This window comes from Ruegeria sp. BI11 (assembly GCF_056538005.1).
Genome location: NZ_JBQFSM010000013.1, coordinates 99,764 through 112,525, shown reverse-complemented (window position 1 = coordinate 112,525; position 12,762 = coordinate 99,764). Strand labels below are relative to the sequence as shown.

Genomic DNA, 12,762 nt, shown 5'->3' with positions numbered 1-12,762 from the left:
GTCTCTGAAAGCCGGTCAGGCATTTGGGCGTTGTCTTTTAGACCGGTGCGGTTTTCAAGTTTCAATAGACAACGAATGGGTTGGCGTCGGTATCGGCTGCCCTTGTCGTTTCCAGAGCAGTTTGTTCTACTTTTTTGGAGAACGATGCGGTAGTGAAACCGTGAATTGCAGGACACTTCATGCCAGCCACGCGTCGACGCAAAGCCCGCCGAGATTCGACGCCAAATAAGGCGCCGCTGATTACGGGTGTTCGCCGCGAGATCCCCACCTACGACCTGATTTGCGACGAAGGGCTAGAACTGATTGAGGCTCGATCCGAGCAACTCCTGCATGAGGTTGGGGTGAAATTTCTCGATGATCCCGAGGCGTTGAAACTATGGCATGCAGCGGGTGCGGATGTGTCGGAAGATCGGGTTCGTTTCCCGCCGGGCCTGTTGCAAAAACTACTCAAAACAGCGCCCAGGGTCTTTCGACAGCACGCCAGAAACCCGGAACGGACCATCGAACTGGGTGGCAACAACGTGATATTTGCTCCGGCCTATGGCATGCCATTTGTAAGCGACCTCGACCACGGTCGTCGCTATGGCACCATCCGGGATTTCGAGAACCTGACAAAGCTCGTTTACATGTCGCCTTGGCTGCACCATTCCGGCGGAACCACCTGCGAACCTACCGATTTGCCGGTGAATAAGCGCCACTTGGACATGGTCTATGCACATCTAAAATGGACCGACAAACCCTTCATGGGATCGGTAACTGCTCCCGAACGGGCTGCGGACAGCATCGAAATGGCGCGCATAGTCTTCGGTGCAGATTTCGTGGACCGGAACTGCGTAATCATGGCAAATATCAATATGAATTCGCCGCTGGTATTCGATTATGCGATGTCAGGGGCGATCCGCACTTATGCTGCTGCGGGGCAGTGCCCGGTTGTTGTGCCCTTCGTTCTGGGAGGTGCCACAGCGCCGGTGTCGATGATTGCCGCAGTGACACAGGCCTATTCCGAAGTATTGGTGGGGTGCGCGCTGGCCCAGCTTGTCCGCCCGGGCGCACCGGTGATCTTTGGCAATTTTGTCACTTCGGTTGATCTGAAGACCGGCTCACCTTCTTTCGGCACTCCGGAATCCGCTCTGGCGTCTTACGTGGCCGGCCAGCTTGCGCGGCGGATAGGTCTTCCAATTCGGTGTTCAGGCGCCTTCACCAGTTCCAAATTGCCCGATGCGCAGGCGATGATGGAAAGCGTGACGGCCTTGCATGCTTCGGTTCTCAGCGGCGCGAATTTTGTGCTGCAATCAGCGGGCTGGTTGGAAAGCGCATTGACCCTATCCTACGAAAAGCTGGTTATGGATGCGGACTACTTAGGCGCCATGCATAGGTTTCTGACCGGCCTGATTCTAGATGATGAAGACTTTGCCATGGACGCTTTTGCCGAAGTCGGCCCGGGCGGGCATTTCTTTGGTTGCGCCCATACGCTTAGACACTACGAGACTGCATTTTATGATGCCGAATTGTCGGACACGCAGGCATTCGAAAACTGGTCCGAACAGGGCGCGACCGACATGGCGCGGCGGGCCAATTTAAAATGGAAGGCCTGCCTCAAGGCTTACGAGGCACCGCCGCTCGACGAGGGAACTGACGAAGAGCTACAAACCTTTATGGCTCGCAAAAAGGAAAAGTTGCCGGACATGTGGCACTGAACTCGAATGGCTTGATTGGGGAGGCCGCGCAGCAATGTTTGAAAGTCTTGCGAGTGTCTGTTTAGGGCCGATCGACCGGAGGTACTGATTTCTAGAACCATGTCCTTACGCCATGTTTAAAGCCCGCTTCAAACCCCAAGTTTCAAGCGTCGCGAAGTACACGGGCGGATGTCTTTAAATCTGGTAGTCGATGAGGGTTAGTTCGCTCTCCATTTTTCCGCACTTTTCAAAGGCAGAGCGCCGGATTGAAGGGTCCGGCGCTCTGTTTGTTAGGAATTCAAGGCCCGATGATCTCGCGCCCTGGCACTAAACTTGACCTTAGGGCCACGAGCGTTCGCCCTCGATAACTTGCGCGCTGAGTTCAAGATCACCCACGTTTTCAAAATCGGGGTAGGTTTCCTGCATCGCCGCTACCAACTCGGCGGAGTTCTCCGCCTTCTCCGATGCGCCCTCGAAAGCGGCGACGTATTCTCTGGTAAAATCAACGATGCTCTCATCCTCGGCGCTTACTCCGATGACGTGCCCGGGAATTATACGCCCAGGGTTGAGTGCGGTGATCTGGTCTAAGGTCGCACGCCATTTGTCGCGGCTTTCAGGCGTTTGATTGTCAGCAAGCCAGACATGGACGTTTTCGTAAAGAACCACACCGCCCAGAACAGTTTTCTCAGAGGGTGCCCAAAGGAAGGTATGGGCAGGATCGTGGCCATCGAGGCCGACAACCTGAATAGTTTCGCCGTCCACTTTCAAGCTGTCTCCTTCCAGAACGTCAGGGATGATTAATCCGGTTGGGGCATTGTCTTTCAGGATCGGCCCCCAGAAATCATACTTGAGCTGGATCGTCTTCTCGATCCCTTTCACGGTTTCCGGCGTGGCGACGATTTTGACATCGGGAAAGGCTGCGCGGATCGTATCCAGCCCGAAATAGAAATCGGGGTCTTTGTGACTGATGAAAACGGTCGTGAGCGGTTTGCCGGTGGCCTTGATCATGGTGACCAATTGCTCGGCGTCGTCCTTTTCAAACTGCGCGTCGATCAGAAGTACTTCGTTAGGCCCTTCAATCAGATTTGAAGAAACCGGAAACAAGCTGTCTTCGTTGGGGGTGAAATGAGTGATCTTTAGGTCGGCTGCCATTGCAGCCGTCGAGATCATCACAGTTGCTGTAGCGGTCAGGATTGCTTTCATACTCATCTCCTTTGTCAGGGGGCAGCTTTAAATAGCCGTCACGGTTGCCCTGTGTGTTTCAAATAAGGAGTCGACGTTGTCAGCTAAATGCGCATTAAATGGACTTAACGTCAGTTAAAAGATGACATTAAATGGCAAAACCAAACCTGAATCGTTTGGAGTACTTTGTGGCCATAGCCGAGGCCGGAACCATTACGGCGGCGGCTGATCGCTTGCGTGTCAGCAAGGCAGTTGTAAGCAAGCAATTGCAGCTTCTTGAAGAAGAGCTGGGAGCAACTTTGATTGTTCGAAATTCCCGCCATCTGAACCTGACGGAAATCGGTCAAGCATTTTACGCGGCGGCGCAGGCGTCTGTTGCACAAGCAGAAGAAGCCTATGCCATGGTGCGCCGCGGCAGCACTGAACCTTCTGGGTCATTGCGCATCACTGCACCACTTGATTTTGGCGCTGATTATGTTGCCCCGGTCGCGGCGACGTTTCGTAGATTGTACCCGGCAGTAACCATAGAGCTGACGCTGAGTGATGCACGAATTGATCCGGTCGAGGCGCGGTTCGACATCGCATATCGGGTCGGCTGGTTGGCCGATTCCGCAAACATTGCGCGCAAACTGGGAGATTTCAGGCAGATCGTCGTCGCCTCTGAAAGAGTGGTTGATGAGTTTGGCGACCCCAAAACGCCAAGCGATTTGGCGGATTTTCCGTTTATCGAGCATCAGGCGTTATCTACTCCGCTCCGATGGCGGTTTTTAGGGCGCTCTGGCGACTCGGTCGATGTTGAAATGACGCGGGCCCTGTCGGCCGACGTAACACCAGCAATCAAAGCGATGACACTTGAATCCGCGGGTATCTCTATCCTTCCGGATTTCTACGTTCGAAAAGAGCTTGCGGAAAAATCCCTTGTCCAGCTTCTCCCGGACTGGCCTCTTCCGTCCGGAGGAATATTCGCGGTGTATCCGCCGACGCAATACAGATCGATCGCCACACAGCGGTTTTCGCAACTCGTTGCCGAGCACATCAGGAAAGAACTGACTTAGGAAGCAACAGCGAAACCAGCGTTGGGCAAAATGAGCGGCGAATGCCTGCATTGTGACCGTCTGTTGATGTTCAATAGGCGTGCAGCAGAATCAGTTAACGTCCGTTTCAGACAAGCAGCATTGCAGCGTTGATTGATTGTTCTAAGGTGCGCAACGGGCCGTTTATTACTTTGGGACGTCGTGGGGCGGAATGCTGATCTTCGCGGCAATGGCAAACACTTGAGGCGACGGACCAAAAGCAGCATTCAGACCAAAACCAATCCTTTAGAGCTTATGTGTCGTCTTGTCTCTTCATCGACTCCAAAGTTCGGAGAATGCGACCAGAGCCAATGGCATCATTAATTTCTCTTCGCGTCGGGCTTTTAATCCACGGCTTCAACTCAAAGAGTTGGCGACCAACGCGGGTGTTCGTCGTCAACGACGAAGGCGTGCGTGTGCGTCCGTTGCCCTTGCAAGTGTGGGTGGTCCAGTGGAAGATTTTCGTGAGTGTGCGTAAGCGTTTCAGGATCGTCACGAGGCCAAAGGCGCAGGGCGCAAACAATGCCAATGGCACCAGTCAAAGCAAGAACAAGCAGAGCTTCAACGGTACCGTGCCGGGTCATTAGCCACCCCGACAAAGGGTAGGCGACCAGCCAACAACCGTGGCTCAGTGCGAATTGCGCGGCGAACAAGGCGGGGCGGTCGGCTTCTTGAGACGATCGTCGCAACAAGCGGCCAGAGGGTGTTAGTACCGCAGAATAGCCGATGCCAACAAGGAACCACGCCCCGAGTAAGATGGGCCATGACACGCCGAAGCTCATCACCAGTATCGCCAGTACCATAAGTGTCGCCATCGCCATGGTAGCTCCCGCAATCATCACAGGGCGATCAGCTATGCGATCAAGCAGTCGCGGTAAGACAAGGGCGGACAACATGGAACCTGCCCCAAAAGCAAACATGGTCCAGGCCAACGCGCTTTCTGACAGGCCTAACGTGCCGCGTACCAGCACAACCGAATTCACAAGTACCATCGCCCCAGCAGCGGCGGCAGTGAGGTTTAAAGCGAGCAATCCGCGCAATCGTGGTGTCGCAAGATAAATACGGATGCCCCGTGTGGTGCGGTCGTAGATACCTTTGCCTTCGGCAGGTTCGGGATCGGGTAACAGAATCGAAACCACAAGCAAAGCCGAGGCGACAAAGCCAAAAACTGTTCCGAAAAAGAGCGTGTTGTAACTCAATACGGCAAGCAGCAAAGCTGCAAGGGTCGGGCTAATGATATTCTCCAGATCATAGGCCAGCCGCGACAGCGACAAGGCGCGGGTATAGCGCGCCTCGTCTGGCAGTACACTCGGGATCGTGGCTTGAAATGTCGGAGTAAAAGCAGCCGAAGCTGATTGTAGCAGGAACATCAGCACATAAATCTGCCAGATCTCTGTCACAAAGGGCAGGCACACAGCCGCACCCGCGCGGATCAAATCGAGCGCGACCAACACCGCACGGCGGGGGAACTGAGTCACAACAGCGGCTGCTATCGGAGCCACGCCCACGTAGGCGATCATCTTGATCGTAAAGACTGTTCCAAGCACCATGGCGGCCTGATCCCCGGCCAAATCGAAGGAAAGCAAGCCAAGTGCCACGGTGGCCAGCCCTGTTCCCAGTAGTGCCACGACTTGCGCCGCGAAAAGGTGGCGAAAGGTGCGATCTTTCAGGATGTCAAACATTTCAGAGGTACCGGGAAATGGCGCGCAACTCGTCCAGATCATGGGGACTGTCGCCACCCAAACAATGATTCATATGGTCGTGTATCAATACCCGCTTGGCATTGGTCACGGCTTTTTCAACGGCGTGCAGTTGTTGGGCGACTTCAACGCAAGGTTTGCCGTCTTCAATCATCGCAATAACAGATCGCAGATGCCCCTCGGCGCGTTTTAGCCGGGCTATGAGTGCGGGATGGCTTGCGTGAATTTGTGGTTTTGTCATATAAGCCGAGATAACCCCCGGGGGAGGATATAACAAGGTCGCAGAGGCACCTGTAAGCGTGAGAGCAGTTCAGAGATATGCGCAAAATGCGATGGCAGCTTTGGTCTGCCTGTCTTTGATCGTGTGGTCGCTTCAGCCCAACTCGGGCCATGCTCCGACAGTGATCGAAACCGTGCAGGAGCATTTGCAGATAATTGCAGAGCACGGGCATACTCACGGATTTGAAGAAGATTTGTTGTGGGCGATGCACGGGCACAGTCATGATGGTGCAGATCATGATCACAGCCAAATGGTTATACCGGAATCGGGCAATGCGCTTTCACTGGCCTCGCTCCCAGATGACTGGGCCTTCGACAGGGTGCCGGGCGGTCCGTTCAGGAGTAACGGTATAGAACGACCTCCGCGCGTGTGACGTCGCCCCAATCGGGGTTTTCGACATCACACAACAACGGAGATCATCCATGAATCTATTCTCTCGGGGTCTGGACAGGCGCGCGACGCTCCTGCTGGCCCTCATCATAACCAATCTGGCGCTGAGTTCGTCTCAGGTGCTGGCTCATAACGTCACTGAAGGCGATGCTGGTTACATCCAGGAAATCTGGGGCGTGAACATCATCCCCTTCATGTATCTTGGGGCCAAGCACATGGTCACAGGCTACGATCACATCCTGTTCCTGCTTGGCGTCGTGTTTTTTCTCTACCGAGCCAAAGATGTTGGCATCTATGTCAGCCTCTTTGCGATCGGTCACTCGACGACAATGCTTTTGGGAGTGTGGTTTGGCTGGGGCGTAAACGCGTATATTGTCGACGCGATTATCGGGCTTTCAGTCGTCTACAAGGCTCTCGACAATCTTGGCGCGTTCCAGCGCTGGCTGGGATTCCAGCCAAATACAAAAGCCGCGACGCTGATTTTTGGTCTGTTTCACGGCATGGGGCTCGCAACCAAAATCCTCGACTACGATATCGCTCCGGAAGGGCTTCTTGCCAATCTGCTTGCGTTCAATGTGGGTGTGGAACTTGGCCAACTTACGGCCCTTGCGATCATCCTCATCGTCATGGGGTTCTGGCGCAAAAGCCCGTACTTCTTCCAACAAGCATACAACGTAAACGTCGTCATGATGACCCTCGGGTTCATCCTGATGGGCTATCAGATCACCGGCTATCTTGCCGCCACGTAACGGAGTTCAAAAAATGTTCAACACAGAAAGACCAAGTCTTGAGGAACTGCCGAGCTCGGCACAGCTTATCCGCTCGACCATCATCGCAGGTGCGTCCGCTGCTGTGATCCTTGTCACGGTGGTTCTGCCGGCCGAATACGGGATCGACCCGACCGGTGTGGGCCGTGTGCTGGGGCTGCAGGAGATGGGTGAAATCAAAACACAGCTTGCGGACGAGGCCGAAGCAGATCGAGAACTTGAAAACCAGGATCAATCGAGCCTGCTGAACGAAGTTCTTGGGCTCTTTGTCAGTTCGGCTCAAGCGCAAGAGGCCGAGGTCTGGCAGGATGAAACCAGCTTTACTCTCACACCTGGAGAGTCGGCTGAGTGGAAGCTGGTCATGGAGGAAGGTGCAGCGGCTGAGTACCGCATGGTTGTAACAGGCGGGCGGATAAACTTCGACCTGCACGGCCATGGCGGCGGGCAGTCGATCACCTATGAAAAGGGACGAGGATCAGCAGGTGCGGAAGGCACCATTGAAGCGGCCTTTTCCGGTGAGCACGGCTGGTTCTGGCGCAACCGCGATTCCGGCGATGTATCAGTGATGGTGCAGGTCCGCGGCGACTACAGTGAAGTCGTCCAGTAATCGAATTAATCCGTCGCGCAGAAAGTCTGCGCGACGGGTCGATAAGGAGCCGTCTACTCAAACACTAATGCCGAATAATCCGTCGCTCACAGATCTACTCAGATGCACGCTTCAAAGACGCCATCAGATTGTGAAACTTTTCGCCCTGCACAGCGACATGATCGCGTAGCGCATTTGCTGATTCTTCAGGGTTGCCGCTTTCGAGAGCCCGTACAATGTCCTCATGTTCGGACATCGACTGTGCCATACGGCCCCGAAGCCGAAGCTGTTGCCGTCGGAAGGGCTTGAGCCGTCTGTGCAGCTTAGACGCCTCTTGTTCCAAGAATGAATTGCCAGACTGATTGTATATGATTCGATGGAACCGTTCGTTTTCGTAGTAGTATGTGTCCGGGTCGTCGGCATCGACCGCCATCTGACATCTATTGTTGGCGTCGATGAGGTCCTTCAAAGCCTCCTCGGAAATTCGTAGAGTGGCAAGTCGACCGCAAACGGCTTCGAACTCAGCCATGACTTCAAACATTTCCATCAGTTCTACCGGGCCGGGCTGTCGCACAAAAGCACCCCTGCGCGGGATGAGCTCTACCAGCCCAGACAGAGCAAGCCTCTGAATTGCTTCCCGAAGTGGCGTTCTTGAGACACCGAATTGCTCTGCCAGTTTGACTTCGTCCAGGCGGTCTCCGTCTGAAAAAGTTCCGTCAAAGATAAGCTCTTCTAAGTCCTGAGCGATGCTATCGGAAAGTCGTTGGTCCATAGGTTTCTGTTTTACTCACGATCAGGAGAGAACTCAAGAAATCAAATCTTGTATACAAAAATGTTGACTTAAAAAACATAACCGCCCTATGCTTCTGCTCATCCCCGATAAGTCCGGGTAAAAAAGGGAGGAGAATATGAAAGCCATGTTCAAAACAGCCGTCGCTGCTTTGGCGCTCGGGGCCGTGGGCACACTGAGTTCCGCAGAAGAGCTACGCCTATCGCACCAGTGGTCGAACAAGGACATCCGACATCAGGTCGCCCAGATCGTTGCGGACGAGGTTGCCGCAGCCGATGTCGATCTGGAAATCAAGATTTTCGGCTCGAAATCTTTGTTCAAACCGCGCGAGCAGTACAAGCCACTTAGTCGGGGTCAGCTGGATATGACGGTTCTGCCGCTGTCATATGCCGGTGGTCAGCAGCCTGCTTATAACCTGACCCTGATGCCCGGTCTGGTGAAAAACCACGATCACGCTGCACGTCTGGCCGACTCGCCCTTCATGGAAGCGTTGGAAGAGAAGATGGCCGAGGATGACGTGATGGTTCTGGTCCATGGCTATCTGGCCGGTGGCTTTGCGGGCAAGGATAAGTGCATCACCAACCCCGAGGATGTCGCAGGCCTGCAGACCCGCGCGGCAGGTAAATCGTTCGAACAGATGCTGGCTGGGGCCGATGCCTCGATCGCGTCGATGGCGTCGTCGGAAATCTACAACGCCATGCAGACCGGTGTTCTGCAGGCGGCCAATACCTCGTCCTCTTCCTTTGTCAGTTATCGTATCTACGAACAGGTCAGCTGCTATACGCCTGCGGGCGATGTGGCGCTGTGGTTCATGTATCAGCCGTTGCTGATGAACAAAACCACCTTCGACGGGCTGAACGAAGATCAGCAGGCCGCACTGTTAGCCGCATCTGAAAAGGCACAGGCCTATTATCTGGAAGAGGCTAAGAAACAGGACGCCAACTCGGCCAAGGTGTTCGAAGAGGCTGGTGTCGAAATTGCTGAAATGTCCCCAGAGGATTTCGAAGCCTGGCGCGCGCTGGCGATGGAAACTTCCTACAAAGCCTTCGTGGAAGAGGTTCCTGACGGGCAGGACCTACTGGACAAGGCTCTGGCAGTCGAATGATCCCCTTTTGCCGGGCGACTTCGTTGCCGCCCGGCACCTGATCTCAGTTCTGATCTTCAGACTTAATTGCATCTCAATCACAGGAGGCGCAAATGGCCGGCCATAGCTCTGCCGTTGCTTCCCACACCGGGAACAATCCCTTTCTTCGCTTTGTCGCGGCGCTCTCAACTCTGGCCGGATGGTGTTCCGCAGGTATGATCGTCGCCGCCGTCGCCATCACTTGCCAGATGATCGTTGTGCGCTTTGTCCTGAATGGCTCAACCATCTGGCAAACCGAAGCGGTCATCTATCTGGTCATCGCCGCTACGTTGGTTGGGTTGCCTTATGTGCAGCGCCTGCGCGGGCATGTAAATGTCGACCTGATCCCGATCTCGCTTGCCCCGCGTGCCCGCTTTTTCATGGCGATCCTGACTTCGGCTCTGTCCATCGCCATCGTCTCGGTCATGTTGTTCTACGGCTACGATTACTGGCACTTCGCGTGGGAACGCGGCTGGAAATCCGACACCGTCTGGGGTGTTCGCCTGTGGATTCCCTACCTGTCCATCCCGGTCGGCTTTGGACTGCTACTGTTGCAGCTGATCGCCGACCTCGTCGCCGTCCTTCTTGGCATCGATAAACCCTTCGGACTGGAGTAAAGCCGATGGATCCCCTTCTGCTCGGCGCAATTGTCGCCATCGCAACCATCCTAGTTCTGTTCTCGGGCGTGTCCGTGGCCATCGGCCTGTTGATCGTCTCGGCCGGGTTTCTGATCGTCTTCGACGGCCCTCGGTCGCTTGAACTGATGCCGGAAATCCTATTCGGTAAGCTCGATAACTTTGCTCTTTTGTCGATCCCGATGTTCATCATTATGGGGGCCTCGATTGCCTCGACACGGGCGGGGGCCGACCTGTATGAAGCGCTTGAGCGCTGGCTGACCCGTGTACCCGGTGGGCTGGTCGTATCAAATCTTGGCGCCTGCGCATTGTTCGCTGCCATGTCCGGATCGTCACCCGCAACCTGTGCGGCCATTGGAAAGATGGGCATCCCCGAAATGCGCAAGCGTGGTTACCCCGATGGCGTTGCCGCGGGTTCCATCGCCGCGGGCGGTACTTTGGGCATCCTGATCCCGCCCTCGGTTACCATGATCGTTTATGGCATCGCCACCGAGACCTCGATTGGCCGTCTGTTTCTGGCCGGCGTAATCCCGGGCCTGATGTTGGTCGGCCTGTTCATGGCCTGGTCGCTCTATTCAACTTGGAAATCCGGCGACGCCACCCGTCTGGGTTCAGGCAGCTACACCTGGGGCGAAAGGTTCGAGATCCTGCCGCGCGTGCTGCCCTTCCTCGGCATCATTCTCGGTGTGCTCTATGCCATGTATGGCGGTATCGCCACCCCTTCGGAAACCGCCGCCGTTGGTGCGCTGTTGTGCCTGTTGATCGCCATGATCATCTACAAGCTGTGGAACCCCAAGGACATCTGGGTCGTATTGCGCGACAGCACCAAGGAAAGCGTGATGATCCTGTTCATCATCGCGGCTGCCGGAGTGTTCTCGTACATGCTTAGCTCACTGTTCATAACGCAGGCGATTGCCGAATGGATTGGTACGCTGGATGTGAACCGTTGGGTTCTGATGGGTGCGGTCAACGTGTTCCTGCTGATCGCCGGGTTCTTCCTGCCACCTGTGGCCGTGATCCTGATGGCGGCCCCGATCCTGCTGCCGATCATCACCACCGCCGGCTTTGACCCAATCTGGTTCGCGGTTGTGCTGACGATCAACATGGAGATCGGCCTGATCTCCCCCCCCGTCGGGCTGAACCTCTATGTGATCAACGGCATCGCACCGGACATCTCGCTGAAAACCATCCTGACCGGATCGCTGCCTTTCGTGGCCTGCATGGTGCTCGCGATTGTCCTGCTTTGCCTCTTCCCGGGCCTCGCAACATGGCTGCCTGATCTGGTGATGGGGGCAGCGGTATGACCCTGTTCGCCGATCTTCTCTCAACCGTGTTTGAGCGACGTTATCGCCGCGCCGGCGCAGCGGCCCTCGATGGCCGCCCGCTAACCGAACTCGCTGACGCGTTGGTAGGCTCAGCCGGGGAGACCTCTGGACTTGCTCTGGCGGAAGAGATTTTGACCCGCTTCGACAAAATGGAGGATGGCGAAAAGCTTAAGTTCTTCCGTTATCTCGCCACCGTTATGAACATCGACCCCGAAGCGGTTCGGTCATCGCTGGACGAATACGAGCGCGCGCCTTCGAAAGCGACTTATCGCAGCTTCGCGGTTGCGGCGGAACCCGCTCGGCAAGAGCTGATCCGCCGCCTGAACCGAGTGCCGGGTGCCACTGGCGCGCTTGTTCAGATGCGCGCCGATCTTCTGCGGTTGGGTGGTAAAGAACCCGAGTTGCAAGCGCTGGATCTGGACTTCCGCCACTTGTTCGCCAGTTGGTTCAATCGGGGCTTTCTGGTCCTGCGCCCAATCAACTGGGAGAGCCCGGCGCATATTCTGGAAAAGATCATCGCCTATGAAGCCGTCCATGCAATCGATAGCTGGGACGACCTGCGCCGCAGGCTGGAGCCTACCGACCGGCGTTGCTTTGCCTTCTTCCACCCCTCGATGCCCGACGAGCCTCTGATCTTTGTCGAGGTGGCGCTGAATATTGGGATACCCGGCTCGGTTCAGGCACTGCTGGCCGAAGACCGCGATCCTCTCCTCGAAGATCAGGCCGATACGGCAGTGTTCTATTCGATCTCGAACTGTCAGGCGGGGCTCGCCAGCATCTCTTTCGGCAATTCCCTGATCAAGCAGGTGGCCTCGGATCTAGCGGCGGAACTGACTGGGCTGAAGACCTTTGTCACCCTGTCACCCATTCCAGGCCTGACCAATTGGTTGGCGCAGGAAGGCATTGAATGGGACATCGAAGATCGCGATCAGATGAAGGCTCTAGCGGCTCATTATCTGTTAAATGCCAAAGGCCGGGGCGATCTACCGTTCGATCCGGTAGCGCGGTTCCATCTGGGCAATGGTGCGCTGGTCCATGCGGTTCATGCCGATGCTGATATCTCGGACAAGGGTCGGGCGCAGTCCGGCAGCACGATGGTGAACTACCTGTATGACCTCAGCCGCATTGCCCAGAACCACGAGCAGTTCGCCAATACCCGCGGGGTCATCGCTTCGCCCGAGGCCAAGTCGCTAGCTGCGTCGGCCTCTCTCACTACGACACAGGAAAGGTAACCC

General features: G+C 55.6%; 13 protein-coding genes. 9 read left to right on the top strand and 4 right to left on the bottom strand.

Annotation, left to right across the window (positions count from 1 at the left end; genetic code table 11):
• Positions 1–179 precede the first annotated feature (179 nt).
• Entirely contained in the window at positions 180–1,697 is a 1,518-nt protein-coding gene (locus tag ACR0DT_RS21390) for a trimethylamine methyltransferase family protein (protein WP_480712697.1), read from the top strand.
• A gap of 318 nt (positions 1,698–2,015) precedes the next feature.
• Here ACR0DT_RS21390 and ACR0DT_RS21385 read toward each other — a convergent pair whose 3' ends face one another.
• Positions 2,016–2,879, bottom strand: a complete 864-nt coding sequence (locus ACR0DT_RS21385) for an MBL fold metallo-hydrolase (protein WP_480712696.1) — start codon at positions 2,877–2,879, stop codon at positions 2,016–2,018.
• A gap of 131 nt (positions 2,880–3,010) precedes the next feature.
• Here ACR0DT_RS21385 and ACR0DT_RS21380 point away from each other — a divergent pair, with 131 nt between their 5' ends.
• Positions 3,011–3,913 (top strand): LysR family transcriptional regulator, encoded by a 903-nt coding sequence (locus ACR0DT_RS21380; RefSeq protein ID WP_480712695.1) that lies wholly within the window; start codon positions 3,011–3,013, stop codon positions 3,911–3,913.
• 380 nt (positions 3,914–4,293) lie between these two features.
• On the opposite strand, the gene ACR0DT_RS21375 is transcribed toward ACR0DT_RS21380, so the two are convergent.
• Both ACR0DT_RS21375 and ACR0DT_RS21370 read right to left on the bottom strand, forming a co-directional pair.
• On the bottom strand, positions 4,294–5,613 hold the full coding sequence (locus ACR0DT_RS21375; RefSeq protein ID WP_480712694.1) for an MFS transporter: 1,320 nt from the start codon (positions 5,611–5,613) through the stop codon (positions 4,294–4,296).
• Position 5,614: 1 nt separating this feature from the next.
• Positions 5,615–5,872, bottom strand: a complete 258-nt coding sequence (locus tag ACR0DT_RS21370) for a metal-sensing transcriptional repressor (protein WP_480712693.1) — start codon at positions 5,870–5,872, stop codon at positions 5,615–5,617.
• A gap of 91 nt (positions 5,873–5,963) precedes the next feature.
• Between ACR0DT_RS21370 and ACR0DT_RS21365 the strand changes: the two genes are divergently transcribed.
• From ACR0DT_RS21365 to ACR0DT_RS21355, 3 genes are read left to right on the top strand one after another with little or no spacing between them, the layout of a single operon-like run.
• Complete coding sequence (locus ACR0DT_RS21365) at positions 5,964–6,284, top strand: hypothetical protein (RefSeq protein ID WP_480712692.1); 321 nt, start codon at positions 5,964–5,966, stop codon at positions 6,282–6,284.
• A 49-nt stretch (positions 6,285–6,333) separates the two neighbouring features.
• Positions 6,334–7,050 (top strand): HupE/UreJ family protein, encoded by a 717-nt coding sequence (locus tag ACR0DT_RS21360; RefSeq protein ID WP_480712691.1) that lies wholly within the window; start codon positions 6,334–6,336, stop codon positions 7,048–7,050.
• A 13-nt stretch (positions 7,051–7,063) separates the two neighbouring features.
• Entirely contained in the window at positions 7,064–7,675 is a 612-nt protein-coding gene (locus tag ACR0DT_RS21355; RefSeq protein WP_480712690.1) for a transmembrane anchor protein, read from the top strand.
• A gap of 94 nt (positions 7,676–7,769) precedes the next feature.
• On the opposite strand, the gene ACR0DT_RS21350 is transcribed toward ACR0DT_RS21355, so the two are convergent.
• The gene (locus tag ACR0DT_RS21350) at positions 7,770–8,426 is read right to left on the bottom strand and encodes a GntR family transcriptional regulator (RefSeq protein ID WP_480712689.1); all 657 of its coding nucleotides are present in this window, start codon (positions 8,424–8,426) and stop codon (positions 7,770–7,772) included.
• A 136-nt stretch (positions 8,427–8,562) separates the two neighbouring features.
• Between ACR0DT_RS21350 and dctP the strand changes: the two genes are divergently transcribed.
• The 4 genes from dctP (at position 8,563) to ACR0DT_RS21330 (ending at position 12,759) form a co-directional block, all read left to right on the top strand.
• On the top strand, positions 8,563–9,549 hold the full coding sequence (dctP, locus tag ACR0DT_RS21345) for a TRAP transporter substrate-binding protein DctP (RefSeq protein ID WP_480712688.1): 987 nt from the start codon (positions 8,563–8,565) through the stop codon (positions 9,547–9,549).
• A 92-nt stretch (positions 9,550–9,641) separates the two neighbouring features.
• Positions 9,642–10,184: a TRAP transporter small permease gene (locus ACR0DT_RS21340; protein ID WP_480712687.1), complete on the top strand. Its 543-nt coding sequence runs from the start codon at positions 9,642–9,644 to the stop codon at positions 10,182–10,184.
• A gap of 5 nt (positions 10,185–10,189) precedes the next feature.
• The gene (locus ACR0DT_RS21335) at positions 10,190–11,506 is read left to right on the top strand and encodes a TRAP transporter large permease (protein WP_480712686.1); all 1,317 of its coding nucleotides are present in this window, start codon (positions 10,190–10,192) and stop codon (positions 11,504–11,506) included.
• Positions 11,503–12,759: a malonyl-CoA decarboxylase gene (locus ACR0DT_RS21330; RefSeq protein WP_480712685.1), complete on the top strand. Its 1,257-nt coding sequence runs from the start codon at positions 11,503–11,505 to the stop codon at positions 12,757–12,759. The genes ACR0DT_RS21335 and ACR0DT_RS21330 overlap by 4 nt, the downstream gene beginning before the upstream one ends.
• Positions 12,760–12,762 lie beyond the last annotated feature (3 nt).